The organism is Alcaligenes sp. CHO6 (assembly GCF_037120595.1).
Classification (GTDB): Bacteria; Pseudomonadota; Gammaproteobacteria; order Burkholderiales; family Burkholderiaceae_B; genus Alcaligenes; species Alcaligenes ammonioxydans.
This window is the reverse complement of the sequence record NZ_JBANCI010000001.1, coordinates 134,335-160,652: the sequence shown is the minus strand read 5'-3', so window position 1 is coordinate 160,652 and position 26,318 is coordinate 134,335. Positions and strand designations below refer to the sequence as shown.

Below are 26,318 nucleotides of genomic sequence, written 5' to 3'. Positions count from 1 at the left end.
CCTGTTCAGCCCCCGAACCTGAATTTCAACCGTCCCAAAACCGTACTGACCTTGTTTTGCGACAGCCCCTGCCTGCGTCCCGTCAACCCCGATGCCAGATTCTGCAACGCGCGGGTATACGGGTCCCTCTCATCGACCTGCACTAAAATCTTGCCCAGGCCCGCGCTGCGCATATGCCCCAGACGCCGGTCCGGCAGCACGGCAGCCAGCTCCAGATCAAAACGCTCGGCAATCGCCTGACCGGAAAAGCCATAGGCGGGATCGAACTGATTGACCACCAGGCGCACATTGGCCAGCGCATCAAACTGGGTCCTTAGCGCCAGGAACTCGGCCAGCGAGACCAGCGCACCCATGCTCTGATCCGTGACAATCAACACCTCATCGACCAATGACTCCAGCTCCACCAGAAAACGCGGGTTGGGAAAGCCACCGGCATCAATGACCAGACATCCCATGCGTTCGCGCAGGTAACTGCACAGACTCAGGGAGTCCTCCAGGCTGATCTGATTGAGCGTATTGACATCAGCCGGCAAGGACAGCAGGTTCAATCCGCTGCTGTGCTGGGCCAGCGCCGAGTGCAGCATGGTGTCGTCCATGCGATGACGCTGCGCGGCAGCCTGAATAAAGTCAAAATCCGACCGCAAGCCCATGTAGAGCGCACAGTCTCCCGTCGGAGCCCCCAGATCCAGCAGACCCACACGTTCACTCAAGGGCACCAGCTCGACAGGCAAGGGCTTGGCCGATGACACTCCCCGCTTCTCTTTGCCCAAACGGTTCATTTCCTGCTGCAACAACCAGGCCAGACTGCTGGCTGCCGTACTGCAGCCAACGCCGATACGGGCACTCATCAGCAAAATGCTGCGAAAAGGTTTGTCCAACAAAGGGCTATGCTGGGTCTGGCCCAGCTTTTCTATCAACACCTGCAATTGATGATGCAGGTCCTCCCTGGCATCCAGATCCAGAAATTCATTCGCTCCGGCTCGCAGGGCATTGACCGGACCTTGCGGAACCGACGCCCGGCCCACTGCCACACGCTGCACGCTGGCATCGAGTCGGGCCAGGCTGCGCACCAGCGCCACCACCTGCCCGTTCTCGTCCCCATGCTGCCCATGAACGAAATCAAAAAACACCAAAGGCTCTGCCTGCTGGGCCAGCTCCCGGCGCAAACTCTCGGTCGTGGGTTCAATGGCCCGCACCGTCAGCAGCCCCGCGGCGGCCGCGTTAATCATCACGGCCAGCTCGGGGTGCTCTGTACACAAGAGATATTCCCGGTATCGTTGCACGTCACCACTCCACGCGCTTAGCGCGAAAACCCTGGCATCTGCTCATAGCCGTGTCGGCCCAGCAAGAAATAGCCCCAGGCATTCGGCGCGTCATCCAGCTTTTCCTGACGCCCTCCCGGCAGGGCTATCGTTGCCCCCTTCTGGATCGGTTTAATCAGACGAGGGGTGACGACAATGACCAGCTCCAGCTCGCTCTGGCTGTACTGCACATTGCGGAAAAAACTGCCCAGAATCGGCAAGTCACCCAAGAAAGGAATCTTTTTGACCGCTGCGGCAGTCTGACGGGACACCAGGCCACTGATGATGTAGCTCTGGCCATCACCCAGCTCGATCGTGGTGTCGGCTCGTCGGGTACGCAAAGACGGCATCACGCCCCCGCCCGGCATTTCCACAACGCGCGAGTAATCCAGCTCGCTGGCTTCTGGCGCGACTTTCAAGGCAATACGTTCGGCTGAGAGCACCGTCGGCGTGACCGTCAACCCAATACCAAAAGGTTTGTACTCCACCGTGGTGGTTCCCAGGCCCCCTGAGCTGGGGATAGGAATCTCACCACCGGACAGGAAGCTGGCGCTATGACCGGACATGGCGACCAAGGTTGGCTCGGCCAGAATCCGGGCCAGTCCGTTTTGCTCAAGCAGATTCAACGCCGCACTGAAGTTGCGGGAGTTATACGCCAGACTCAATCCGCCCGAAATCGCCTGGGGCAGCAAGTTCACCCCGCCTGTCCAGGGCTTGCCACCGATGGCATTGGCACTGAGGCCAATGTCTTTCATGACTTCGCGGGAAACTTCCACCACTTTGACTTCCACCTGGACCATGCCGCTGGTACTGACCTCGGACAGGTCCAGCACGGGCGCATCCGGGCTTGCGCCGGAACGCGCGGCCGCCATGGCATCCTGATGGTCCAGCAAAGAGGGGCTGCTGCCGGTAATCAAAGCCTGTTGTCCGGCGCTGGAGACCTGCGCCGACATGGGACGACCGGCCTGCGCCAGTTGCTGTTGCACCTGACTGCTCACTTCAATCGTCCACCGATCCGGATTCGTGCGGCCCGGCATCCAGACACGCAGATCCGCCGTGCCCGCGCGTTTACCAATCAGCAGCACCTCGCCGCGTTGCCCGGCCGATGCGGACAGAATTTGCACATCCGCCACGCTTTCATCGCTAATCGCCACACGCAGCGGGACTTGCGACAAACGTAAAATATCCTGATCGTTGGCCACCAGGCGTATCACCTTCTGGCTGGCGCTGGTTTGAGCCGCTTGCGCCATGACAGGCACCGGTGCCAAAACCGACAAGCAGAGCGCATACCAGCACCCCAAACCCAGACCTGCTTTTCTGATTTTCTGTCTCATGTGTTTAATCCATGCTGCCTTGCGTCGCTTCTCGTCAACCGCCTCTGGCAGGCTGACCCGTCCCCACAACAAGCTCCTTGCTGCTTAATGCTGAATAAGCTCTAAACGCCCACCGCGAATCACCTCTGTGCGCCGTGGCGGCGCGGCATTCGGCTGCCCGCTGGCCTGAGCTCGCGCCTGAACCTGCTCTTTCTCGCTCTGGCTGATCGTGAACTCCCGTAAGCCCAGACCTGCCATGGCACGGTTATCGGGTAGCTTCAAGGCCTCCCGCTGCTCCGCATCCAGCCCGGTGCGCGCTGGGATCAGCCCCGCAAACTCGGGAAACAAGGAGGGATCAGGCAGGCTCTCGTCCTTGGGTGCACGCAAGACAACTTGCAAACTGCCACTGCGACTGGCCAGCAAAAGCTCGTTTACCGACTCCAGAGGGACTGCCAGCATGGCATGGCGAACCTGCGTGTCAGCACGATTGCCCGAGGTGTTTTCGGCGGGGTCCGGCCCGGACAGGGAGGCACTACCATAGGCCAGCACCCGTACCCGTGGCATCAGCAAGCGAGCCTGGGTGTCCTTGACCTCGTTGCCATTGTTGAAGGTCATGAAGATATCGACCAGGTCGCCGGGTTCGACCCGGTTGCTGGCGCCCGAGATCACATCAACCGGAATCGTGACCGCGCGCTCGCCTGCGTCCAGATAGCTGGCCAGACTTTTGGCGATGAAGCTGCTCAATACCGGCTGCCCCTGCCCCAGATCAAAACGCAGCGTCTTGCCCGTCAAGGATTCCAGCGTATCGAAAGACTGTGCCGGCGCGGCAGGCCACTGGGCCAGCTCCAGCGCGTCGGCCTGCAAGGCCTCTCCCGCTTTAACATCCCGTTTAGCGACTACGACCGGGTAAAGCGTCGCCGCTGGCTCGGCGCTGTGCGTGCTCACTACAGGCTGGACCACTTCAGGTTTGGGCTGCATGCCCAGGTACAAAGCAACTGCAACCAATACGGCTGCGACCAGCAATAAAAGGACTGCTGCCCCCTTCATCATGCCGCTCATGAATGTGGTCTCCTGAGTACAAGTAATGTCTTGGCGCTTAAGCTGCGCAATGGATCCGCCCCTTCCTTTTCAGGGGTGAGCAGGTCCAGGGTTTGAGAAAGAATGCCGGGCTCGAGATCCAGCTTCAACGAAAGTTGCGCGCAGTCGTACAGGGGCTCGGACGTGCAGGCCTGGGACTGGACCTCGGCGCTGAGATCACCGAACCAGTTCAAAAATGCGTCGCTCTTTGCTTGGCCCTTGCCATAGTTCTCGGCCAGTTGCTCATTGACAAAGGACTCTATCCCGTCAGCCGCCTTGACCTGCATGCTTACTTGGCGCGAAAGGTCGCCCAGCAAATGGTTCATCTTTTGCTGGGCCAGAAAGAATGAGCTGAAGGTAAGGATGCCGCTGAAAATCACCAGCAACAGCCCCACCATCAATGCAAACTCGATGGCGGCCACGCCATGCTGACGCTGGGCAACGGCAATGGACGCGCGGGCATGAGTCATGGCGTGCCCCCCTCTGAGCCCACCTCACCCGCAACCAGCAGATTGATGCGGGCATGCCCTTTTAGCTGTTCGGGCACGACCAGTGAAAACAGGGTATCGGGTGCAAAACGCGGAATCAGCGGTGCCTGCACGTAGTCGTAAACAATCCCGACGCTGATTTCCTCGCGTGACAAATCGGCGCTGACGCGCACATGCTCACTTCCCACCCAATGGCTTAACCATTGAACGTGATCGGCAGCTACTTGCCGGGCCCGGTCCGCCCGTGCCTGCAAGCGAGCCGGGCTGCTCATCGGATCGCTGTTTCCTGCCGCTGGCTCAATCAACGCCGCCCGCGCACCGGATTCGGCGGCAAAATTCAGAGACTGCTGCGCGGTCATAATCAAACCGAAAGTCAGCAAGCCGTACATAAAAAGAAACAACAATGGAAAAACCAATGCAAATTCCAGCGCGTAGGCTCCGTATTGATAGTTTTTATCGACGCCTCGCCGCTTTGGTAATTGACCCTGTCGTGGGAGCATTATTGATTTTGCATCCATACCCACCCCATTGTTGCAAGGGATAACCAGGCCCCCAAGGGGACACTGCGCGCCTTGACCCGGGTACCCGGCAAGGCGAATCCGTACTTGCGCTCCAATGATGGAATCAGCACCAACGCCAAGGCATGCAAACCCGCCAGCACTGTGCCGAACAACACCACCATGCCTGCCTCTTTCCACCCCAGCGCCAACCCTAACACGGCCATCAGTTTCACATCGGCTGCCCCCATCAGGCGTGCGAGCCAAATGGGATAAAACACGAGCAAGGCAGCGGCAAAACCGATCAGCGAATCTCCCCACCCCACCACCGATCCCCAGGGAAGGCCATAGAACACACTGACCAGGATCTTGTGTAGCAGAAGCGCCAAACCATAGAAAACTAGTACGGTATTAGGGATTTTCCGGAATTTCAGATCGCAATAAATAATCTGAATGGAAAAGAAAAGCAGAAGAAAAACAAAAGAAAGTTTTATTAAAACAAACATAAGCATCAGCCATTCAAACTTAAAGGCTCAGCCATTATTTAATTGGCTGATGCTCAAACAATCGCCCTACTCGGCTTCTGCAGCAGAAGTCAGCTCAGTAGATATCCTTGTAAACAAACCCTTCAAATCTCCACTTAGGGTGCTCAAAACACCAATGATCGCCACAGCGATCAGACCAGCGATCAAGCCATACTCGATAGCGGTCGCACCGTCTTCGTCTTTCCAGAATTGCTGAAGTTGAGTCTTCATGACTGTCCCCATGTAAAAAGAAAAAAGCACCCTCAAGCGCGAGGGTCAGATACCCCTGAAGGCACAAAACGTTGCCAAATCCGGCAACAACCACTGCGAACTGTTATCAATTTTTGTATTTTTCCGTTGAAATCATCTTAAACCTTCGTATGTCTATGTTTTTACTAGGGTTTACGTGTAACAGCCGTCAAATACACAAACGAATTCTAGCCTAAAGATACGAAAAACGCATGATTGCGTATTTACAACAGCCAAAATCCCATGAAAAAAGGCTAAAAAACCGCTAATTTGAAACCTTTTCTTACCTGAAATGTGTCTAAATTTGATAATGTTACCGTTTTTATCATTTCAAAATGCAACAAAAAATGCTGCTCCTGTTCCCTGACAGGACACGCTGATGACACTTTAATTACTTGAAAGAAAGTAACTTTTTCTTTTGGGCTTGCGGCGGAAGTGAGCCATTTTGCAGCGCCGCAAGTAGACGTGAATACAGCCATAAAGGACTGTTTGCCAACACCCTAAATCAGGCCTATTTTTTTTACGTTTCAAAATGTAATATTTGCGGTCTTTTAAATCACTATGTGGAAATAGATTGTTTTCAAACAGCAAAAAGTGACAGCGAAGTTAAACTACGGCACAGTAGAAAAAAGCGCCCGATTTTCAGCGAATAATGATTAATGCAAATGAATGACAAGCACCCCGTATCACTGGCCTTCCTTAGAAAAAAAAATCCCAGCCTGATTGCGAGCGTGGGATGCATGATGGGCCTGGCAGCGACAAGTCCGGCTAGCTGGGCAGACGCGCCCCTGCGGGGTAACCCCGTCGACGCGTTGCCGCCCATCAGCGCACCAGCCCCCAGGACGACTACGCCGTCTTTAAGCATCCCCCCCGCCGCGGCACAAAACCAACTTCAACAACAACTCCAGCAGCAAGTGCTCGTTCGCAGCTTTGACGTCAGTGGCAGTCGCAGCATCCCCTTTGAACAGATCACGGCCATTCTGGAGCCGCTGGCGGGCAAAACACTGACCATTGCCCAGTTGATCAACGAAGTGAACAAGATCACTGCGCTTTATCAACAAAAAGGCTACCCGCTGTCCTTTGCTGTCTTGCAGCAACAAGACTTCGCGCAAGGTCACATCAAGGTTACGGTCGTGGAAGGCCATGTTGGCAGTGTCCGCATTGAAGGCGATCCGGGCCGCAGCCGGGCGCGGATCGAACGCATTGCCCAGGCGATGGTGGACGAAAAGCCGCTGACCCAACGCACGCTGGAGCGCACCATGAACTTGCTGCGCACCGTGCCTGGCCTGAAGATCGACCCCAAGCTGGACATGCCTGTGCGCACGGATGGCGCCTCCGAGCTGCTGATAGAGGCTCAACACAAATCATTTAGCGCAAATGCCAGTATCGCGGAGATGGGGTCCAGCAAACAGGCGCTGGTGCAACTGAGCGCCAACAGCCTGACCCCCTTGGGAGAAGAGCTCAAGCTAACCGCCGCCATTCCCACCGGCCCCGAAGACGTCAAATACGTCAGCGGCAATCTGACCATCCCTCTTAACGGCAACGGTCTGAACCTGGAAATAGACGGCTACCACTATCGCTCCGAGCCACGCGACGAAGTCCTGGAAAGACAGGGCTGGAATCGCAAGGTTATCAACGAGCGCATCGGCGCAGCCATCAGCTACCCCTTCATTCTGAACAATCAGCGCAGCCTCAAAGGTACGGCCGGCTTTTATGCCAGCCGGTCTCTGGACGATTACACCCACAAAACGCTGGACAATGTCTGGATCGAAAACACCACCGATGTACGCGCATTGAAGGCCGAGCTGCGCTATACCGATGCCTCGGCCCGACAGTCGCGGGAACTGAACCTGGGGGTATACAAGGGCTTGGACGCCATGGGCGCTCGTAAATCCTTGAACACGTACTTGCAGCGTGACGCCGAATCCGATCTGGACCTGGATTTCACCCGCTGGACCGCTTCCTTCAGACAGAATCTGGCCTTGCCGGGACAATTTGGCATGAGCTTTTCTGCCAGTGGCCAATACAGCTCCAATGTCCTGCCCAATTCCGAACAGATCTCGTTTGGCGCATGGCGACACGGCTACGGGTATCCCCAAGGTGAACTGGCCGGTGACAAAGGCCTGGGCGCGACCTTGGAAATCAATCGTCGTTTTACCAACTCCTCGCGCTGGCTCAATAGCATCCAACCCTATATCGCTTATGACTGGGCACGCGCTTGGTATAACCTGGATCGCCTGAACAGCTACAACAACCGTGAATTGCGATCGGCAGCCATTGGGGTACGGCTGTCCAATAACAAGCATTACTTGTTTGATATCAACGTGGCAAAACCGCTGGGAGATTTGCCGGTCAATTCCGACCAACGAAAACTACGGTTGAACACGAATTTCCTGTTCTTCTACGACGGCTTTTAAAGTCGAGCCGTTGGCCGGACACATGTTTTTTTCTCAGGCCATCGCAAGATGGCCTTTTTTTGTATTCCATCGAGCCATTTTTTGGGCTCAGGTGTTACGAAAAACGTTACGTAACAGGAACAGAACAAAGCGTTAAAACCGGGCTACCCCCCTCTTATCCAGGCTTAAAAACCACACACCAGCGTGCCTGAAAACACAAAAACCAAGCCCAAGCCAATGATTTAAAACCAAAAAACAAAAAACAAAACCATACACAATAAATTGGCACTATTTTTGCTTAAAGACTGACAACAGCCCTTGAAGGGCGTGCTTACACTTCAAACCGGAGTCAGTCATGAAAGCAAGGAATTCAGCAAGAAACGCCTCAAGCCAACGCAACTTGCAACGTGCGCTTGTCGCGACATTGATCATCAGCGCTACCGTTCTGGCCGGATGCTCCTCACGCGGCGGCGTGCGTGATGGTCTGGACCTGTCGGCTCGCCCGCCGGCTATCGATCCCAACCTGCCCACACCCGGCGACGGGGGCACAGGAGGCGGCGGCGATGGTGGTGGTGGCAACAACGGCGGAGGGGACAACGGCGGTGGTGACAACGGCGGCGGCAAAGACAACAGCCTGACCCAAAATGCGTTGGGTAATCTGGGCCAGGCAGTCGACAACGTGGTTCCCCTGAATCTGAGCAAGACTGGCAATCAACTGGGCGAAACACTCGATGGCGCATTGAAACCGGTTACGGATATCGTGACCGACACAAGCCGTACTGTCGGTAGTGTGACCGGACTGGGTCAGCCTGTTAATGGACTGACTCAACAAGTCGGCGGAGTAGTGACCAATCTGGGCGACCAATTGGGCAAGACCGGCCTGCCGCTGAATCTGGGTGAAGGTGCAGGCGGCCTGCTCTCTCATCTGGGTCAAGCCGTCGGATCGGTTGGCGGGTTGCTGGTAAATGACCCGCAAAATCTCAACCCGCTAGGCGACACACTGCACCACGCCACCAAGGGCGTAGAAGCCCTGACCGGTTCTTTGCTGGGTGAGGGCAGTCTCCTGCATCCCCTGACCGCTCAACTGGGACTGGGTGGTCTCTTGCTGGCAGAAGAAGGGGAACCGGTGCTCAAACCGGCCTTGGGCAATGTCGGACAAACCGTAGATAACATTTTGCCTCTGGGCCTGAACCCCATTTTAGGTGACGTGGGCGGCGCTCTGGACAATACCGTTGCACCGGTGGTCGCTACCGTCACCAATGTGACTCAGCAAGTCGGCGACGGTCTGGGCGTCGGGCAGCCTATCAATGCCCTGCTTGGCGGCGTGGGTAGTGCTTTGGGGAATGTAGGCAGCCAATTGGACCATGCTGCGCCGTTGGGGCTGGGTGGTGTGGTAGGTCATCTGGGCCAGGCCGTGGCTTCAGCAGGTGGTTTGCTACACCACACAGACAGCAACACCAATCCCTTGGGTGACACCCTGAATCACGCTACCCAGGCGGTTGCCTCCCTGACAGGCGGGCTGGGCGGAATTACGGGTGGAGAGGGAGGTGGCCTACTAGCTCCTGTAACTGGCCTGCTGGGCGGGCTGGGTGGCGGCGAAGCTGCTAATGGCGGTTTGCTCGCACCCGTGACCAACCTGGTCGGCGGGCTGACGGGCGGACTGGCCGGCGGTGACGCAGCCAACGGCGGTTTGCTCGCACCCGTGACCAACCTGGTCGGCGGGCTGACGGGCGGACTGGCTGGCGGTGACGCAGCCAACGGCGGTTTGCTCGCGCCAGTGACCGGTTTGGTCGGTGGGCTGGTTGGTGGCCTGACAGGCTCGGTCAGTGCCCCGGCCAATACTGGCGAGAGCGGCGCTCAAGCCAATGGAGGATTGCTCTCACCCGTCACCGGCCTGGTCGGTGGCTTGCTCGGAGGTGGCCGCAAATGATGAATAAAGTCATGAATCCGGTAAGTTTGCCGGTCAACTTTCACCCAGGTACATCAGGCGCAGGCAGCCGTTCCAACTGGTCCTCCCACGATGAACAGCAACACATGCTGTCAGAAAAGATGTTGATGGATCTGGGCAAAATGCTGGGCCGTCAGTTCACCATTTATGCAGAGGCCCTGAAAGCCAGTCTGGCCGAACAGGCCAATATGCCCCTGAATGATTTCAAGGCCTTGGAATACATCATGGAGTTCGATGCCCTGCCAACAGGACAACTGGCACACCTGATGGACTTAAGCGCCAGTGGCGTCAGCGCCCTGATTAATCGCCTGGAGCACAAAGGATACATCACCCGCGGTCGCCACCCCTTGGACAAGCGGGTCATTGCCCTGCACCCGGTCATGGACAAATGTCGCGAAGTCCTTGCCGTGAAAGAGCGTGCCATCAATCAAGCGATCAACACGGCGGCCAGCCAGAATCCCGCCCAACTGATCGCCATGTATGACTTTTTGGTCGACAGCATGAGCACCTTCCGACAAAACACCAAAGCATGGCTGGATGCGAAGGCACTGATACCGCGGTCCTCCTGAACCTGTTGTCACGCCTTTAAGAACCGCTGCTTGTCAGCGGTTCTTTTTTTGTTACGTAACACGTTCCTCCCAAGCGCCGAAACCCGTAACAAATAGCCCTCTTTTTTTCTCGTACTTTGCACCAAACCGAGCATCGATGCGGGTTTCATAAAACCAAGAAAATTGGCATGCGAATTGCTTGAACCTCAACCAAGAAGCAAGCAGGTACCCCGATCATTTATTGGAGCAAGCAATGCATAACAATACAGACAGCAAGAAACCAGGCCTTCGCCTGACCATCCTAGCCACCTTGATGGCCAGTACTCTGGCTTTAACCGCCTGCGGCAGCCTAAGCGGCGGCGGTTCTTCGGGAGGCTCTGACAATTCCATCCCAACCAATCCAGACACAGGCAACGGAGGTGGTACAGGCGGCGGTGGTGACAACGGCGGTGGTGACAACGGCGGTGGTGACAACGGCGGTGGCGACAACGGCGGCGGTGACAACGGCGGTGGCGACAACGGCGGTGGTGACAACGGCGGTGGCGACAACGGCGGTGGTGACAACGGCGGTGGCGACAACGGCGGTGGCGACAACGGCGGTGGCGACAACGGCGGTGGTGACAACGGCGGTGGTGATAACGGCGGCGGTGACAACGGCGGTGGCGACAACGGCGGTGGTGACAACGGCGGCGGTGACAACGGCGGTGGTGATAACGGCGGCGGTGACAACGGCGGTGGCGACAACGGCGGTGGTGACAACGGCGGCGGTGACAACGGCGGTGGTAATCCTCGCACTCCCGGACCACTGGAAACCACGCTCAACAATGTCGGTGAAGCAGTCGATAACGTGCTGCCGGTAGGCTTGCAAGATACAGGAGCAGGCTTGGGCCAAGCACTGGATACCGTCGTCGCCCCGGTTGTGGATACTGCCACAGGCCTGACCCAACAAGTTGGAGGTGCCACAGGTTTGGGCGAGCCCGTCAATAATCTGCTGGGGCAGACGGGCGGCGTGGTCGTCAATCTAGGCGAGCAACTGGGTAATACCGGCCTGCCACTAAACCTGGGTCAAGGTGTGGGCGGTCTGTTGACCGGGCTGGGCAATGCGGTGGGCAGCGCGGGTGGTTTGCTGCATGCAGACGCCAGCAACCCGAAGCCATTGACCGCCGTGCTAGGTCATGCGACAGGAGGGGTTGCCGCTTTGACCGACTCCTTGTTGGGTGAAGGCAGCCTGCTCTATCCATTGACGGGTCAGTTGGGTTTGGGTGGCCTGCTGGACGGCACAGACGCCGCTCCCATTCTTGAGCCATCACTGGCGAATGTAGGCCAGACGGTAGACAACATCCTGCCCCTTGGACTGAACCCCATTCTGGGCAATGTCGGCCAGACTCTGGATACCGTCGTTGCTCCAGTCGGCGCAACGGTCACTCATGTGACGCAACAAGTCGGTGACGGCCTGGGCGTGGGCCAACCCATCAACGCCCTGCTAGGCGGCGTGGGCAGCGCCCTGGCTAATGTGGGCACGCAGCTAGATGGCGCTGCCCCTGTGGGGCTGGGCGGTGTTGTGGGTCATCTGGGCCAGGCAGTCGCCTCGGTGGGCGGACTGGTTCACCAAACCGATAGCAACACGAACCCCCTGGGTAATACCCTCAACCACGCGACACAAGCCGTTGCCTCTTTAACCGGTGGTCTGACTGGCAATGGTGACGGCGGCTTGCTTTCGCCTGTAACCGGCTTGCTGGGCGGGCTGACGGGCGGTTTGGGTGGCGGTGATGCCGCCAATGGTGGCTTGCTCGCCCCTGTCACCAATCTGGTCGGTGGCCTGACGGGCGGTTTGGCCGGTGGTGATGCCGCCAATGGTGGCTTGCTCGCCCCTGTCACCAATCTGGTCGGCGGCCTGACGGGCGGTTTGGCCGGTGGTGATGCCGCCAATGGTGGCTTGCTCGCCCCTGTCACCAATCTGGTCGGCGGCCTGACCGGCGGTTTGGCCGGTGGTGATGCCGCCAATGGTGGCTTGCTCGCCCCTGTCACCAATCTGGTCGGCGGGCTGACCGGCGGTTTGGCCGGTGGCGATGCCGCCAATGATGGCTTGCTCGCTCCTGTGACAGGCTTGGTCGGTGGCTTGACGGGAGGACTGCTGGGTGGGACAAGCGTCTCGGTTGACGTGGGAGCTTCGGGCAGCGTGGACGCGGGCGGTCCCGCTACTGCAAGCAACAACAATGGCGGCCTGCTGGCACCGGTAACCGGTTTGCTGGGCGGCTTGCTCGGTAGCGGGCCTCGCTAAACCAGAGGAAGGGGCGCATCCCGCCCCTTCCTTCAAAAGCTCATCCATTTCTCATGGAGTAAGTCATGACTCGCAGAAGACACAGGCATTATGAATCTGGCAGACTTGGCTTACTCAGCCCAAGGATTACCTTCTTGACAGCATTTGCCAGCTTGGCAAGACAGGCTGCCAAGTCATCACTCACACCCGGCACGGTGAGCATGACAACGGCTGTCACAACGCCCCGTACAGGGGCCGCTTCCCCCTCTTTCGCACACACTAAACAAACCTGGTCCATCAGGGGCCAGCTCATGGTCGCCCCAGCATCCAGTCCCCAGCAGTCCGCTGCTCTTGCCCACTCTGTCCGCTGCGTATCGGGCGCTCCTGACGGCGACCCTGCTCTTTACCACAAGCGTCTGACACCCTTTACCGGTTTGCTGGGTGCTCCCCCACGCTAGGGATATATGCGTATGCCCAATAAACAGCCCCTGACAACCGTGTGGACCGAGCCAGAAGCAAGGGACGAAGTTTTGTCAGGGCATATGCAAAACGATATCGTGCGCATGATGTTGCGCCAGTTTGATGTCTACCTGGAAGCAAACAAGCACCAGTTGGCACGAGCCGCTGGTTTGAGTCTGAATGAGTACAAGGCCCTGGAGTTTGTGCTGGAACTCAAACCCCTGTCTCCGGGGAGGCTGGCCCAATTACTGGATCTGAGCCCCAGCGGCACTCAAGCCTTGATTACCCGACTGGAAAACGCAGGTTACTTGCTGCGCAAGCCCCATCCGCGCGACGGACGCATGACCAGCCTGTATCCCAACCAGGAACGCTGCAAGCGCTTGATGGGCGACATGGATTTACCCGCGCAGCAGGTCATGCAGGCCGCGGCACACTACAACCCTAAACAAATCACCGCTCTTTACGAATTTCTTCTTAAAAGTCTTGAGCATCTGCGTCAGGATGCCCTGGACAGGCTCAAGCACAAAACCACCTAGGGGTGCCGTTTTCTTGCTGTTTTGCCCACCAGCCACCACTGGTGGGCTTTTTTTTTGACAGAACAAACTTTTTGCAGGGATTGCCGCCTACCCAGCTAAACGGCCCCATGCTACAAAAGACACTGGTCGGCCTGGCTGGCTTATTTCTCGCTAAAACCGTAAGGATGTGTTCATGAAACTCTCTGTACTGATTGCCGCCCTGCGCCTGCGCCATCTTGCAGGAGCTGCGCTGCTGTCAAGTTCACTGGCCGCTTATGCGCTACCCCCTGGCCTGGCCCAAGGCCCCTCTGTCGAAGGCGTTACGCAATATACGCTGGACAATGGTCTGCGCCTTGTTCTGGCCCCTGACGATTCCAAACCTACGACCACCGTCAACATGACCTATCTGGTCGGCTCACGGCACGAGAATTATGGGCAGACCGGCATGGCGCACTTGCTCGAGCACATGCTGTTTCGCGGCACGCCCACCTTGCGCAATGCGTTAGGGGAGTTCTCCAAGCGTGGTCTGGAGGCCAATGGCACCACCTCCAGTGACCGTACCAATTACTTTGCCAGTTTCGCTGCCGATCCTGAAACCTTGAAATGGTATCTGGACTGGCAGGCCGATGTCATGGTCAACGCCCTGATCGACAAGCAGGATCTGGAAGCAGAAATGCCCGTGGTGCGCAATGAAATGGAAAGCGGCGAGAACAGTCCTTTCCGGGTGCTGATGCAAAAGCTCACTGCCGCCGCTTATCAATGGCATAGCTATGGCAAGACCACCATCGGCGCACGATCGGACGTAGAGAACGTAGACGTAGAACAACTGCGCAAGTTCTATCACGACTACTATCAGCCTGATAACGCCGTACTCTTTGTAACCGGGCAGTTCGATACGGACCAGACCCTGGAGAACATTGCCAAGGCCTTTGGCTCCATCCCCAAACCCACCCGCCACTTGCGCCCGGAATACACGGTCGAACCCGTGCAAGATGGCACGCGTACGGTGACCTTGCGTCGCCAGGGCGGCACGCCGCTGATCATGTCGCTCTATCATCTGCCCAGCGCCGCCAGCCCGGACTATATGAACCTGAGCCTGGGCATCAGTGCCTTGGGTGACACACCCAGTGGCCAGCTTTACAAGAACCTGGTCAACAACAATCTGGCTACCAGCGTATTTAGCTTTGACTCCGAAAATCACGATCCAGGCTACGCCCTGTTTGGTGCGGAACTCAAGTCCGATATGGACCCGCAAAAAGCCTTAAAGGTCATGAATGAAACGGTGGAAGGTGTCGCCAAGTCCCCACTGAAAGAGGCGGACCTGGAACGCGTGCGCAGCCAGTGGCTGACGGGCTGGACGCAAACCTACGCCAATCCCTCACGCCTGGCCAGCGCCTTGTCCGAGGCAGCGGCCAGCGGCGACTGGCGTTTGTTCTTTCTACAGCGTGATCGGGTAGAAGACGCCAAGCTACCACAAGTGCAAAAGGCCTTGGAAACCTGGCTGGTGGCCAGCAACCGCAGCAATGGCTTGTACATTCCCACCGACAAACCGGTACGTGCTCCTGAGGCCACACCAGTGGATGTCGCCAAGCTGGTGCAGGATTACACCGGCAAGGACAGCGGCAAAGCCGTCGAAGCGTTTGATCCCAGCCCAGCAAACATCATGGCTCGCACTGATTTGCAGCCCCTGTCCTTAGGCAAGGATCTGGGCGAAGTCAAAATGGCACTGCTTCCCAAAGCGACCCGCGCCGAGCGTGTCGAGGCCCGAATGTCCTTCAAGTTTGGCTCGCCTGAGCAACTGAAAAACCAGAGCGCCACAGCCGCGGCAGTGGCCAGTCTGCTAAGCACCGGCACCAAAAAGCTCAACCGGGAACAGATTTCCGACCAGTTTACGGCCATGCAAACCCAGTTCAGCACTAGCGGCTCCAATGGCCGTCTGTATCTGAGCCTGTCGTCCAACCGCGAAAATCTGCCCAAGGCCATTGCGCTGGCACTGGACGTGCTGCGCGAGGCAAACTTCCCGGAGGACGAACTGAAGAAATACCAGCAGGCCGTCGTTACGGACCTGAAATCGGCCAGCACCGAGCCGGCTGCCCTGGCAAGCCAAACCATTGAACGCTACACCAACCCCTGGCCCAAAGACGATATCCGCTACACCCCTACTTTTGAAGAAGGGATAGAGCGGGTGCAGGCCGTCACCCTCAAACAGGTACGGGATTTCCATCAGAAATTTTATGGAACAGGCGATGTCGCCTTTAGCGCCGTGGGTGACTTTGACGAGGAGCAGGTTCGCAAGGCTCTGTCGGACGGTTTGAAAGGATGGCGTAAAGCGCCGACGTATCAACGGCCGGACGACCCGCTGCACCCTGTCCCGCCCAAGGTATTCGATATCAATACGCCGGACAAAGCCAACGCCTTTTATCTGGCTGAACTGGGCCTGAAGCTGCAAGATACCGACGCTGACTTCCCGGCCGTCTATCTGGCGAATTACTTGCTGGGCCTGTCGGAAACCTCGCGTCTGTGGAATCGTGTGCGGGTGGAGGATGGCCTGTCCTACAACGTACGCAGCCAGCTCGATGCGTCCAGCTATGAGCCCCATGGCTCATGGACGGTCTACGCCATCCACGCTCCCACCAACAGCGAAAAACTGGGCAACACCATTAATGAGGTGCTGAACCAGACACTGAAGGACGGTTTTAGCGAACAAGAGGTCAAGGAAGGCATCACTGCCCTGTTGAACTATCGCCGCCTCTCGCGCAGTCAGGATGCTGTGGTTAGCAGTGCCTGGTTGAACTACCTGGATCTGGGCCGCAGCTTTGAATGGTCCGAGAAAATGGATCAGGACCTGCAAAAACTCGATGCTCAACAGGTCAACGCAGCCTTGCGCAAATATCTGAAACCTCAGGACATGGTGGTTGCCATTGCCGCCGACCATGAGCGTCAGAAAGACGATGTTGCACCTGCAACAAAGACGGCGACAGACGTCCCGGACAACGCTGCTGAACCGGCCCTGATGGAGGCCCATCCCTAAGAGGCAGGTTGGGTCCTGAAGCCGTCCTGAACAGAAAGAAAAAAGCCCGGTACAGCAGTACCGGGCTTTTTATTTCGCTATGCCTTGGAGGACTCAGGAAAAGAAACTTTTTACCTTGTCCGTCCAGGACTCACTTTTGGGCGAGTGCTTGACACCTCCATCATTGAGAGCCTGTTCAAACTGACGCAGCAATTTCTTTTGCTCTTCGTTCAGGCGTACAGGCGTCTCGATCTGAATGTGACAATACAAGTCACCGGGGTAACTGGAACGCAGGCCCTTGATCCCCTTGCCACGCAAGCGGAAGGTCTTGCCCACCTGAGTACCTTCAGGGATGGTGATTTCACCTCGTCCAGTCAGCGTAGGCACCTCAACGGTGCCGCCCAAGGCGGCGGTCGTAAAGGGGATGGTCAGCTCGCAATGCAGATCCTCGCCGTCACGCTGGAAGATTCCGTGCGGCTTGATGCGGATTTCCACATACAAGTCACCGGGTGGCCCACCGTTCACGCCCGGTTCGCCATTGCCGCTGGAACGGATGCGCATACCGTCATCAATACCGGCAGGAATCTTGACCTGCAAGGTTTTGGTCTTCTTGACCTTGCCCTCGCCGTGACACACCACGCAGGGATCAGGAATTTCCTTGCCGCTACCGTGACAGGTTGGGCAGGTTTGCTGCATGCTGAAAATACCCTGCTGCATACGAACCGCGCCACTGCCCTGGCAGGTGCGACACGTCTGTGCCGACGTCCCAGGCTTGGCACCCGTACCCGAGCAGGTATCGCAGTTTTCCCAGCTTGGTACTCGAATTTCCGTATCAAAACCGGCAGCCGCCTGCTCCAGGCTGATATCGAGCGAATAGCGCAAATCCGCGCCGCGGTAAACCTGAGGGCCACCGCCACGGCGCCCACCGCCACCACCGAAGATCTCGCCAAAAATATCACCAAAGGCGTCTGCAAATCCGGCCCCGCCCATGCCGCCACCCATACCGCCCATGCCAGCGTTGGGATCGACTCCGGCATGACCATAGCGGTCATAGGCTTCGCGCTTCTGTTCATCGGACAGGATTTCGTACGCTTCCTTGGCTTCCTTGAACTTTTCCTCGGCGTCCTTGCTATCCGGATTACGGTCAGGGTGGAACTTCATGGCCAGCTTGCGATACGCCTTGCGGATTTCATCCTGCGTCGCATTTTTGGCCACACCGAGAATTTCGTATAAATCGCGTTTTGCCATGATTGATTAACGACGTCCAAACGCCGCTGTTTGAATAATAATGCCCGATCTCCAGCGTAAGCCGCCAAAGATCGGGCCAGGGAACCTTACTCAGGCTCGCAATTACTGATCGCGTTTGACTTCTTTAAAGTCAGCGTCGACCACGTTCTCGTCGGCGGGCTGCTGAGCCGTCGCTTCCGCACCTTGTTGTGCAGCGGCTTGGGCCTGCATGTCGGCGTACATCTTCTCGCCCAGTTTCTGCGAGGCCACGCCCAGCGCTTCCACCTTGGCGTCGATCGCTTCCTTGTCACCGTCTTTCAGCGTTTCTTCCAGATCGGCGATCGCCTTTTCGATGGCTTCTTTCTCTGCAGCTTCCAACTTGTCGCCGTAGTCCGTCAAGGACTTGCGGGTCGAGTGGATCAGGGCTTCAGCCTGGTTGCGCGCCACTGCCAGTTCCGCGATGCGGTGGTCTTCTGCCGCGTTGATCTCGGCATCTTTCACCATGCGCTCGATCTCCTCATCGGACAAACCGGAGTTCGCCTTGATGGTGATCTTGTTTTCCTTGCCCGTACCCTTGTCTTTGGCGGATACATGCAAGATACCGTTGGCATCGATGTCGAAGGTCACTTCAATCTGTGGCAGGCCACGTGCTGCTGGTGGAATGCCTTCCAGGTTGAACTCGCCCAATGCCTTGTTACCAGCAGCGATTTCACGCTCACCCTGGAACACCTTGATGGTCACGGCAGGCTGGTTATCATCAGCCGTGGAGAACACCTGCGAATGCCGCGTAGGAATCGTGGTGTTCTTCTGGATCATCTTGGTCATGACACCACCCAGGGTTTCGATACCCAGGGACAGCGGAGTCACGTCCAGCAGCAGAACGTCAGTGCGGTCGCCCGACAGCACAGAACCTTGAATCGCGGCACCGGCAGCAACCGCCTCATCTGGGTTGATGTCTTTGCGAGGATCGCGGCCAAAGAACTCTTTAACACGTTCCTGTACCTTGGGCATGCGGCTCATGCCACCGACCAGGATCACGTCGTCGATTTCCGAAACCTTCACACCAGCATCCTTAATGGCTACGCGGCAAGGCTCGATCGTGCGTTCAATCAGGTCCTCAACCAGCGCTTCCAGCTTGGCGCGGGTGATCTTCAGGTTCAAGTGCTTAGGACCGGAAGCATCAGCCGTGATGTAAGGCAGGTTGATTTCGGTCTGCTGCGTCGAAGACAGCTCGATCTTGGCTTTCTCAGCGGACTCTTTCAGGCGCTGCAAGGCCAGCACGTCTTTGGACAGATCAACGCCGCTTTCCTTCTTGAACTCGGCAATGATGTAGTCAATGATGCGCTTGTCAAAGTCCTCGCCACCCAGGAAGGTGTCACCGTTGGTCGAGAGCACTTCAAACTGCTTCTCACCGTCGATGTCGGCGATTTCGATGATGGACACGTCAAACGTGCCGCCACCCAAGTCGTAAACAGCGATCTTGCGGTCACCTTTGTCAGCCTTGTCCAGACCGAAAGCCAAGGCAGCAGCAGTAGGCTCGTTGATGATGCGCTTGACGTCCAGGCCAGCAATACGGCCGGCGTCCTTGGTTGCCTGACGCTGGCTGTCGTTAAAGTAAGCAGGCACGGTAATGACGGCCTCGGTTACTTCTTCGCCCAGGTAGTCTTCGGCGGTTTTCTTCATTTTGCGCAAGATGTCGGCAGACACTTGCTGAGGAGCCATCTTCTTGCCTTGAGCTTCCACCCAGGCGTCACCGTTGTCGGCAGCGACAATGGTGTAAGGCACGTGTTCAATATCTGTTTGAACTGCCTTTTCAGTGAACTTACGACCGATCAAACGCTTGACCGCGAAGATGGTGTTGGCAGGGTTGGTAACCGCCTGGCGTTTGGCTGGAGCGCCAACCAGGATTTCGCCATCCTGCATGTAAGCCACGATGGAAGGCGTTGTGCGACCGCCTTCGGCATTTTCGATAATACGAACCTGGTCGCCATCCAACACCGATACACAGCTATTGGTGGTTCCAAGGTCAATACCAATGATTTTGCCCATGATTTTTTACCTGACTAAAAGATTGATTGCGAAAGCAAATTATTCGATGAAATGCATATGGGGAAAGGTACGTGCATTTCAAGAGCCACTGCCTTAATTTTTTTCACTGGGCAAGCGGCAGGTCCGAAGCAAGCACGCAAATGCGTCTATATTCTGGACGGCCTGCCGGCCCAGTTTGCCAGGCGCGATTACTTGGGCGCCGACACCATCACCAAGGCAGGACGCAAAACCCGGTCCGAAATGGTGTAGCCTTTTTGCAGCAGCTGGGCCACCGCGCCTTCTTCAAACTCCGAGGGCACAGCCGAAATGGCCTGATGCAGGTGTGGATCAAACTTGTCCCCGGCTTGCGGTGCCACTTCTTTCAAGCTATTGCGCTCGAAGGCCTTGTTCAACTGGCGCAACGTGGTTTCCACGCCTTCCTTCCAGGCCTCCGGGGTTTGCTCGGTCTGGGCCAGAGCGGCTTCCAGACTGTCGCGCACCGGAATCAGGCTTTCAGCGAAAGACTCGGTACCGAACTTGCGGGCTTTGGCCACATCGTCGTCCGCACGGCGGCGGATGTTTTCCACTTCGGCCTTGGCACGCAACAACTGGTCGTAGTACTGCGACACTTTTTCCTGAGCCTGGGCCAACTCGGTCGCCAGATCAGCTGGGTTTTCCTCGGGCTGCTGGGCCAAAATCTCTGGCTGGTCCTGCTCGACAGCGCCCTGTTGTGCCTGTTCAGGCGTGTTTTCCGTCACTTCCCCGTCCAGAGGCTTATTGGGATCGGCATGTGTAGCCATTCGATGTATCTCCACTACAGAATTCGTTGATCGCATAAAAATGGGGGCATCTGCCCCCAGTTCAAGACCCGCGTTCGTATTTTGCTGAGCTGAGCCTGAAACACTGCCTCATCCTACCGGGCGGGCACCAGACGACTGGGTAGCCAGCCGCCCAAGTGCTGTACGGCCAGCCGTCCCAAGCCCTCTATCCACTGGGGATCGTCATTCAGGCAAGGGATGTAATGAAACTGGCCGCCCCCTTCTTGCAGAAAGGCGTCTCGACACTCCACCTGGATCTCCTCCAGGGTTTCCAGGCAGTCGGCCACAAAGCCGGGGCAAACCGCATCCACGCGCCCCACACCCTGCTTGCCCCATTCACGCAAAGTCGGCTCGGTGTACGGCTCGAGCCAACGCTCCGCACCAAAGCGGCTTTGAAACGCCATATGCACCTCTACGCCGGGCTCATCGAGCGCGGCACGCAAGGCATTGGTCGTTTCACGACAATCCCGGTAATACGGGTCACCCAGTTCCACGCAACGGCGCGGCAAGCCATGAAAGCTCAACAACAAGCGCTCGGGCTTGCCGTGCTCATCCCAGTAACGACGGATCTTGGCCGCCAGCGGGCCGATATAATCCGGATGGGTGTGGTAGCGCTTGATAAAGCGCAATTCAGGCTGATTGCGCTGTTTGGCCAGATGCCCGGCCACGCAATCCACGGCGGTCGCGGTGGTGCTGGCGGCATATTGGGGATACAGCGGCAGGCCCAAGATGCGTTCGCAACCGGCCGCTTTCAACTTATCCAGCCCACTGGCAATGGACGGGTTGCCATAACGCATGCCCAGCTCCACCTTGACATCATGGCCTTGCGCCTGCAGCAGCGCCTGCAATCCATCGGCCTGCGCCTGGCTGTAAACCAGCAACGGCGCGCCCTGCGGCAACCAGATATCCTGATAACGCGGGACCAGCTTGCGCGGGCGCAGCGGCAAAATGAACAGGCGCAGAATAATTTGCCAAAGAGGCTGAGGGATTTCGATCACCCGGGGGTCCGACAGGAACTCGCCCAGATAACGGCGGATGGACGCAGCATCAGGCTGATCGGGCGTACCCAGGTTAAGCAGCAAAATACCGACAGGCCCGGCCGGTCTGACCGGAGCCTGGGCATTGAACATATCGGCATCCTTTGCTTCGGGCAAATAAGGAGAGGCAAACAACTTGGGCATGATTTGATTAATACCTTAGACAGCCAGCGAACCTTGCGCCTACCAACAGGTTAAAGGTCTATCCATTAACTGGCCGAGTGATGGCTCAGGGCATTGGACAATAGCCGGGCTGTAATGTCTACGATCGGAATCACACGATCATACGCCATCCGTGACGGCCCGATCACACCCAGCGTGCCCACGACTTTACCGTCCACCCCATACGGTGCGGTAATCACGGAGACATCGTCCAGCGGCAGGAGCTGGGAGTCGCCACCAATATAAATCTGCACCCCTTCAGCCTGGCTGGACACATCCAGCAGATGCAGCAGATCGGTTTTTTTCTCGAACAGGGAAAACAGGCGGCGAAGCCTGTCCATATCCGCCACCATTTCAGTGACGTTCAGCAACTTGCTCTCGCCTGCAATCACCACCGCTTCCTCGCTGTCGGGTTGGTGACTGCCAACATCCACGGCTTGTTGCATGAGGCGCGAGATATCCAGCTGCAAAGAGCTGAGCTCTTTTGACAAAGCCAGCTTGACGGCCTCAAAGGACATGCCCGAAAAATGCTGGTTGAAAAAATTGCTGGCCTCGATCAGTTCCTGTTCCAGATAGTCGCGCGGCACAAACAGGATACGGTTTTGCACATCCCCATCCGGGGTGACGATAATCAGCAACACCCGCTTGTCGGACAAACGGATAAATTCAATTTGCCGAAAGGTCTGTGCTTTTTTGGGTGCCAGAACCACGCCGGCGAATTGCGACAGGTTCGATAGCAGGGACGCGGCGGAACTGACCGCACGGTTGGGTTCATCAAAGGGCAGGTACTGGCTGAGATTGCGGGCATCGGGGCGCTCAAAACGCTCGGCTGCCAGCAGACGGTCCACAAACAAGCGGTAGCCTTTAGGCGTGGGGATGCGCCCCGCCGAGGTGTGAGGACTGTGAATCAGGCCCAGACCCTCCAGTTCCGCCATCACATTACGAATCGTGGCCGGAGAAAAATCAAAAACGGTCGATAAGGTGCGAGACCCCACCGGCTGACCATCGGCGATGTAACGCTCGATCAGCACCTTCAACAAGGCATTTGCTCTGTCATCCATGTCGCGTACGTCACTTAAAAACACCAGCTCTGCATGATAAAGGGGAGAATCTTACAGCCAAGCCTAGAGTGGCAACTCTATAATCCACTGATCGCCATTATTTCATTAATCATAAGGTTTTCGCCCCATGCATTTCAAAACGGTTGCCATTGTTGGTAGATACCAGGACTGTGGCTTGGATGCGCCCATCCGGTCGCTGGCCAACACCCTGGTCAACACGGGCTGCTCAGTACTAATTGAGGCTACAACCGCCCAAAATGCCGGTATAACCGAATTTCCCATCGGCGATTATGCCCAGATCGGCCAGCGCGCCGATCTGGCGATCGTGATGGGCGGGGATGGCACCATGATAGGCGCTGCACGCGAATTAGCCCACAGCAAGGTCCCCCTGATCGGCATTAACCATGGCCGCCTGGGCTTTATTACCGACATTCCCTTGAATGATGCCAACGAGGCCTTGCTCAGTGTTCTGAAAGGCGAGTACGACATTGAAGAACGCTCCATGCTGGAAGGCCGCGTGGTGCGTGACGGAGAAGTGCTGTACTCGGGCGTGGCCCTGAACGATGTGGTCATCAACCGCGCCGGACGTGGCGGCATGATCGAGCTGCGTGTGGAGCTGGATGGCGTTTTCATGTACCGACAGCGATCGGACGGCCTGATCATTTCCACCCCCACCGGCTCAACCGCTTATGCCCTGGCGGCCAGTGGCCCCTTGCTGCACCCGTCGCTGAAAGCCTTTCTGCTGGTGCCGGTCGCCCCCCAAACCCTGTCGAACCGCCCCATTGTACTGCCCGATACCGGCACCCTGAATTTGACCATTACCGCCCTGGGTCGGGTGGAAACCGGCGGCAGCGTGCACTTTGATATGCAAACCTGGTCGGACTGCCAGCAGGGAGACCGGATTGATGTGCGCCGCTCCCAGGACACCAGCCGCTTTATCCACCCCAAGGGCTACAGCTTTTTTTCCACCTTGCGCCAGAAGCTGGGCTGGAATCACATCCCTTTGCCTAACGACGAAAACGACTGAACCCCTATGCTCCGTACCTTGCACGTTCGAGACTTTGTAATCGTGGATCAAGCCACGATTGATTTCGACTCCGGCTTCACGGTTTTTTCCGGGGAGACCGGCGCTGGCAAATCCATCCTGATTGACGCCCTCTCACTGGTACTGGGAGCTCGCGGTGACGCCAAAGCCATACGCGAGGGCTGCACCCGTACCGAGGTCAGCGCGCATTTCGATTGCCCGCCCGATATTCAAGGCTGGCTAAGCGAGCGCGACTTCGATGTCTCTGATGAGCTGATACTGCGCCGCCTGATCGACCAGCAGGGTCGCAACCGCAGTTACATCAATGGTGGCGCAGCCACCTTGACCCAGTTGCGTGAACTGGGCGAACTACTGGTCGATATTCATGGCCAGCACGCGCACCAAAGCCTGATGAATCCCCAAAGCCAGTACGACCTGCTCGACAGCCAGGGTGGCCATTTGCCACTGGCACGACAAGTCGCCCAGGCCTGGCAACAACTGAGCCAGGCCCGCAAGGCCGTCGAACAGGCCAGCCAGAGCGCAGAACAGGGCAAACGCGAACAGGAACGCCTGGAATGGCAGATCAATGAGCTCTCCAGCCTGAATCTGCGCCCCGGGGAATGGGATCAGCTGCAGCAGGAACACACTCGCCTGTCCCATGCCCAAGCCCTGATTGATGGCAGTGCCCTGGCCTTGAACGCGCTGGACGGCGAAGAGACCTCGGTACAACAATTGCTGGGCAAAGCCAGTCATGAAATGAGCGCTCTGCTGCGCCACGACCCTGGTCTGCAGGCCATTGTCGATGCCCTGGAGTCGGCGCAAATTGCCGTGACCGAGGCGGCATCAGACTTGAACAGTTATTTAAGCGATATGGAGCTGGACCCGGAACGCCTGGCTCAGGCGGAGGAACGGGTATCGGCCATTTTCAGTGCCGCTCGCAAACTGAAAGTCGAGCCGCAAGACCTGCCCAGTCTGCTGGAAACCTGGCAAGAACAGCTCGCTCAGCTACAGCAATCTTTTGATTTGCACGCCTTGCAAGCCAGGGCTCGGCAGGCTGAACAGCACTATCAGGAGCTGGGCGGAAAACTGAGCGCGGCACGGCGCAAAACCAGTGTGCAGCTGAGCAAGCAGGTCAGCCAGGCGATGCAGTCCATGGCCATGCAAGGCGGCCGTTTTGAGGTTGCCCTGACCGCCTGCGCCCCGCAGGTTCACGGTCTTGAACAGGTGGAGTTTCTGGTGGCTGGCCATGAAGGGGTCACCCCTCGACCGCTGGCCAAAGTAGCCTCCGGCGGTGAGCTGGCCCGGATATCCCTGGCACTGTCCGTCATCGCCAGCCAGGCGGCTCGTGTGCCCACCTTGATTTTTGACGAAGTAGATACCGGTGTGGGCGGCGCCGTGGCCGAAGTGGTAGGACGATTGCTGCAAGAACTGGGGGCACGCCATCAGGTCTTGTGTGTGACCCACCTGCCCCAGGTCGCTGCTTGCGGCAATCATCATTTAAAGGTCGAAAAAACAAGCGAGCAAGGCCAGACTTTTTCCTCCATCCGCCCCTTGTCTGAACAGGAGCGGGTAGATGAAATTGCCCGTATGCTCGGAGGACTGGAAATTACCCAGACCACGCGTGAACACGCACGAGAAATGCTGGCACGCCAGCGTTGAATTCGTCTTGTCGTTCAATGACAATTTGAACCACCAGCGCCAAAAGCCACTGGTGGTTTTTTTTGTGCCGTCCTGATCAGCCCTGCAGCCCCGATCTGATTATTCTTTGAATTTTCAGGATGCCTGCCTGGCTATCCTGCCCCCAATCATCAGATTACACGCCTGCGGGCACTATCAAAACGGATTAACCGCGCAAGATAGGCTTGGCCTGTTTGCCCGCTTCCGAACATTTAGGGCAAATGCCATACAACAGCATCGTATGGCTTTCCAGCACAAAACCGTGGTCCTTGGCGACCTGGTGCTGGCGAGCCTCGATATTGCTGTCGGTAAACTCTTCAACCACACCACAATTGGTGCAGATCAGGTGATCGTGATGATCGCCGTCATTGAGTTCAAAGACGGCTTTGCCACCGTCAAACTGGCTGCGCACCAAAATGCCTGCTTGCTCGAACTGGGTAAGCACACGATACACCGTGGCAAGACCAATATCGACTTCTTCGGCGATGAGCAGGCGGTAGACGTCTTCCGCGCTCAGGTGTCGTTGTCCGTCCTGATCGGAGCGGCGAAAAATATCCAGAATCTTCAGGCGCGGAAAAGTCGCCTTAAGCCCCATGTTCTTCAGTTCATTTTGATCGTTCATGGCTAAATTATCGCATCTTGATGGGGATGGATCTCAAGTCCGCCCTGGTTAAAAACCAGCTCGTCTTGAGGCGGTTC

22 protein-coding genes are annotated in these 26,318 nt (G+C 57.2%); 9 read left to right on the top strand and 13 right to left on the bottom strand.

All coding sequences use genetic code 11. The annotated features are described in order from the left end of the window. Positions 1-5 precede the first annotated feature (5 nt). From V6936_RS00725 to V6936_RS00695, 7 genes are all read right to left on the bottom strand, one after another. Positions 6-1,259, bottom strand: coding sequence for an AAA family ATPase (locus V6936_RS00725; RefSeq protein WP_230406182.1), 1,254 nt, complete (start codon positions 1,257-1,259; stop codon positions 6-8). Positions 1,260-1,300: 41 nt separating this feature from the next. Next, positions 1,301-2,635, bottom strand: a complete 1,335-nt coding sequence (locus tag V6936_RS00720; protein ID WP_219234990.1) for a type II and III secretion system protein family protein — start codon at positions 2,633-2,635, stop codon at positions 1,301-1,303. Between the two features lie 84 nt (positions 2,636-2,719). Next, positions 2,720-3,673 (bottom strand): Flp pilus assembly protein CpaB, encoded by a 954-nt coding sequence (gene cpaB, locus V6936_RS00715; RefSeq protein WP_003801140.1) that lies wholly within the window; start codon positions 3,671-3,673, stop codon positions 2,720-2,722. Beyond that, a complete protein-coding gene (locus V6936_RS00710; RefSeq protein WP_003801141.1) occupies positions 3,670-4,161 on the bottom strand; it encodes a TadE family protein in 492 nt (163 codons plus the stop codon). Before V6936_RS00710 ends, cpaB begins: the two co-directional genes overlap by 4 nt. Beyond that, positions 4,158-4,679, bottom strand: a complete 522-nt coding sequence (locus V6936_RS00705; protein ID WP_003801142.1) for a TadE family protein — start codon at positions 4,677-4,679, stop codon at positions 4,158-4,160. Before V6936_RS00705 ends, V6936_RS00710 begins: the two co-directional genes overlap by 4 nt. Beyond that, positions 4,679-5,188, bottom strand: coding sequence for an A24 family peptidase (locus V6936_RS00700; RefSeq protein ID WP_230406184.1), 510 nt, complete (start codon positions 5,186-5,188; stop codon positions 4,679-4,681). The genes V6936_RS00705 and V6936_RS00700 overlap by 1 nt, the downstream gene beginning before the upstream one ends. A 60-nt stretch (positions 5,189-5,248) precedes the next feature. After that, positions 5,249-5,431, bottom strand: a complete 183-nt coding sequence (locus V6936_RS00695; protein ID WP_059318064.1) for a Flp family type IVb pilin — start codon at positions 5,429-5,431, stop codon at positions 5,249-5,251. A gap of 683 nt (positions 5,432-6,114) precedes the next feature. On the opposite strand from V6936_RS00695, the gene V6936_RS00690 reads away from it, so the two are divergent. From V6936_RS00690 to V6936_RS00660, 7 genes are all read left to right on the top strand, one after another. Next, the gene (locus V6936_RS00690) at positions 6,115-7,866 is read left to right on the top strand and encodes a ShlB/FhaC/HecB family hemolysin secretion/activation protein (RefSeq protein ID WP_230406185.1); all 1,752 of its coding nucleotides are present in this window, start codon (positions 6,115-6,117) and stop codon (positions 7,864-7,866) included. A 334-nt stretch (positions 7,867-8,200) separates the two neighbouring features. Beyond that, on the top strand, positions 8,201-9,775 hold the full coding sequence (locus V6936_RS00685; protein WP_336579250.1) for a collagen-like triple helix repeat-containing protein: 1,575 nt from the start codon (positions 8,201-8,203) through the stop codon (positions 9,773-9,775). Further along, the gene (locus tag V6936_RS00680) at positions 9,772-10,362 is read left to right on the top strand and encodes a MarR family winged helix-turn-helix transcriptional regulator (protein WP_336579249.1); all 591 of its coding nucleotides are present in this window, start codon (positions 9,772-9,774) and stop codon (positions 10,360-10,362) included. Before V6936_RS00685 ends, V6936_RS00680 begins: the two co-directional genes overlap by 4 nt. A 232-nt stretch (positions 10,363-10,594) precedes the next feature. Continuing rightward, positions 10,595-12,622 (top strand): collagen-like triple helix repeat-containing protein, encoded by a 2,028-nt coding sequence (locus V6936_RS00675; protein ID WP_336579248.1) that lies wholly within the window; start codon positions 10,595-10,597, stop codon positions 12,620-12,622. 290 nt (positions 12,623-12,912) lie between these two features. After that, positions 12,913-13,059, top strand: a complete 147-nt coding sequence (locus V6936_RS00670) for a hypothetical protein (RefSeq protein WP_157784354.1) — start codon at positions 12,913-12,915, stop codon at positions 13,057-13,059. Positions 13,060-13,071: 12 nt separating this feature from the next. Further along, positions 13,072-13,596, top strand: a complete 525-nt coding sequence (locus V6936_RS00665) for a MarR family winged helix-turn-helix transcriptional regulator (RefSeq protein ID WP_003803326.1) — start codon at positions 13,072-13,074, stop codon at positions 13,594-13,596. A gap of 172 nt (positions 13,597-13,768) precedes the next feature. Beyond that, positions 13,769-16,606: a M16 family metallopeptidase gene (locus V6936_RS00660; RefSeq protein WP_336579247.1), complete on the top strand. Its 2,838-nt coding sequence runs from the start codon at positions 13,769-13,771 to the stop codon at positions 16,604-16,606. A gap of 93 nt (positions 16,607-16,699) precedes the next feature. Here V6936_RS00660 and dnaJ read toward each other — a convergent pair whose 3' ends face one another. From dnaJ to hrcA, 5 genes are all read right to left on the bottom strand, one after another. After that, positions 16,700-17,833 (bottom strand): molecular chaperone DnaJ, encoded by a 1,134-nt coding sequence (dnaJ, locus tag V6936_RS00655; RefSeq protein ID WP_003803324.1) that lies wholly within the window; start codon positions 17,831-17,833, stop codon positions 16,700-16,702. A gap of 102 nt (positions 17,834-17,935) precedes the next feature. After that, on the bottom strand, positions 17,936-19,861 hold the full coding sequence (dnaK, locus tag V6936_RS00650; RefSeq protein WP_003803323.1) for a molecular chaperone DnaK: 1,926 nt from the start codon (positions 19,859-19,861) through the stop codon (positions 17,936-17,938). 188 nt (positions 19,862-20,049) lie between these two features. Next, positions 20,050-20,640, bottom strand: a complete 591-nt coding sequence (gene grpE, locus V6936_RS00645) for a nucleotide exchange factor GrpE (protein ID WP_003803322.1) — start codon at positions 20,638-20,640, stop codon at positions 20,050-20,052. 113 nt (positions 20,641-20,753) lie between these two features. Beyond that, complete coding sequence (gene hemH, locus V6936_RS00640) at positions 20,754-21,839, bottom strand: ferrochelatase (RefSeq protein ID WP_240209382.1); 1,086 nt, start codon at positions 21,837-21,839, stop codon at positions 20,754-20,756. Positions 21,840-21,904: 65 nt separating this feature from the next. Then, entirely contained in the window at positions 21,905-22,918 is a 1,014-nt protein-coding gene (gene hrcA, locus V6936_RS00635; RefSeq protein WP_003803319.1) for a heat-inducible transcriptional repressor HrcA, read from the bottom strand. Between the two features lie 127 nt (positions 22,919-23,045). Here hrcA and V6936_RS00630 point away from each other — a divergent pair, with 127 nt between their 5' ends. Together V6936_RS00630 and recN are read left to right on the top strand one after the other, a co-directional pair. Continuing rightward, the gene (locus V6936_RS00630) at positions 23,046-23,945 is read left to right on the top strand and encodes an NAD kinase (RefSeq protein WP_003803315.1); all 900 of its coding nucleotides are present in this window, start codon (positions 23,046-23,048) and stop codon (positions 23,943-23,945) included. Between the two features lie 6 nt (positions 23,946-23,951). Then, a complete protein-coding gene (recN, locus tag V6936_RS00625; RefSeq protein ID WP_003803314.1) occupies positions 23,952-25,601 on the top strand; it encodes a DNA repair protein RecN in 1,650 nt (549 codons plus the stop codon). Positions 25,602-25,785: 184 nt separating this feature from the next. On the opposite strand, the gene fur is transcribed toward recN, so the two are convergent. Then, positions 25,786-26,241: a ferric iron uptake transcriptional regulator gene (gene fur / locus V6936_RS00620; protein WP_003803312.1), complete on the bottom strand. Its 456-nt coding sequence runs from the start codon at positions 26,239-26,241 to the stop codon at positions 25,786-25,788. Between the last annotated feature and the right edge of the window lie 77 nt (positions 26,242-26,318).

What these genes read in the sequence shown, in the direction of transcription:
- V6936_RS00710 (WP_003801141.1), bottom strand. Translation starts at nt 4,161, where the DNA reads ATGACTCATGCCCGCGCGTCCATTGCCGTTGCCCAGCGTCAGCATGGC.
- hrcA (WP_003803319.1), bottom strand. Translation starts at nt 22,918, where the DNA reads ATGGATGACAGAGCAAATGCCTTGTTGAAGGTGCTGATCGAGCGTTAC.
- V6936_RS00695 (WP_059318064.1), bottom strand. Translation starts at nt 5,431, where the DNA reads ATGAAGACTCAACTTCAGCAATTCTGGAAAGACGAAGACGGTGCGACC.
- V6936_RS00685 (WP_336579250.1), top strand. Translation starts at nt 8,201, where the DNA reads ATGAAAGCAAGGAATTCAGCAAGAAACGCCTCAAGCCAACGCAACTTG.
- V6936_RS00680 (WP_336579249.1), top strand. Translation starts at nt 9,772, where the DNA reads ATGATGAATAAAGTCATGAATCCGGTAAGTTTGCCGGTCAACTTTCAC.
- V6936_RS00670 (WP_157784354.1), top strand. Translation starts at nt 12,913, where the DNA reads ATGGTCGCCCCAGCATCCAGTCCCCAGCAGTCCGCTGCTCTTGCCCAC.
- V6936_RS00675 (WP_336579248.1), top strand. Translation starts at nt 10,595, where the DNA reads ATGCATAACAATACAGACAGCAAGAAACCAGGCCTTCGCCTGACCATC.
- V6936_RS00660 (WP_336579247.1), top strand. Translation starts at nt 13,769, where the DNA reads ATGAAACTCTCTGTACTGATTGCCGCCCTGCGCCTGCGCCATCTTGCA.
- V6936_RS00720 (WP_219234990.1), bottom strand. Translation starts at nt 2,635, where the DNA reads ATGAGACAGAAAATCAGAAAAGCAGGTCTGGGTTTGGGGTGCTGGTAT.
- recN (WP_003803314.1), top strand. Translation starts at nt 23,952, where the DNA reads ATGCTCCGTACCTTGCACGTTCGAGACTTTGTAATCGTGGATCAAGCC.
- V6936_RS00705 (WP_003801142.1), bottom strand. Translation starts at nt 4,679, where the DNA reads ATGCTCCCACGACAGGGTCAATTACCAAAGCGGCGAGGCGTCGATAAA.
- cpaB (WP_003801140.1), bottom strand. Translation starts at nt 3,673, where the DNA reads ATGAGCGGCATGATGAAGGGGGCAGCAGTCCTTTTATTGCTGGTCGCA.
- dnaJ (WP_003803324.1), bottom strand. Translation starts at nt 17,833, where the DNA reads ATGGCAAAACGCGATTTATACGAAATTCTCGGTGTGGCCAAAAATGCG.
- hemH (WP_240209382.1), bottom strand. Translation starts at nt 21,839, where the DNA reads ATGCCCAAGTTGTTTGCCTCTCCTTATTTGCCCGAAGCAAAGGATGCC.
- grpE (WP_003803322.1), bottom strand. Translation starts at nt 20,640, where the DNA reads ATGGCTACACATGCCGATCCCAATAAGCCTCTGGACGGGGAAGTGACG.
- V6936_RS00630 (WP_003803315.1), top strand. Translation starts at nt 23,046, where the DNA reads ATGCATTTCAAAACGGTTGCCATTGTTGGTAGATACCAGGACTGTGGC.
- V6936_RS00665 (WP_003803326.1), top strand. Translation starts at nt 13,072, where the DNA reads ATGCCCAATAAACAGCCCCTGACAACCGTGTGGACCGAGCCAGAAGCA.
- fur (WP_003803312.1), bottom strand. Translation starts at nt 26,241, where the DNA reads ATGAACGATCAAAATGAACTGAAGAACATGGGGCTTAAGGCGACTTTT.
- dnaK (WP_003803323.1), bottom strand. Translation starts at nt 19,861, where the DNA reads ATGGGCAAAATCATTGGTATTGACCTTGGAACCACCAATAGCTGTGTA.
- V6936_RS00690 (WP_230406185.1), top strand. Translation starts at nt 6,115, where the DNA reads ATGAATGACAAGCACCCCGTATCACTGGCCTTCCTTAGAAAAAAAAAT.
- V6936_RS00700 (WP_230406184.1), bottom strand. Translation starts at nt 5,188, where the DNA reads ATGCTTATGTTTGTTTTAATAAAACTTTCTTTTGTTTTTCTTCTGCTT.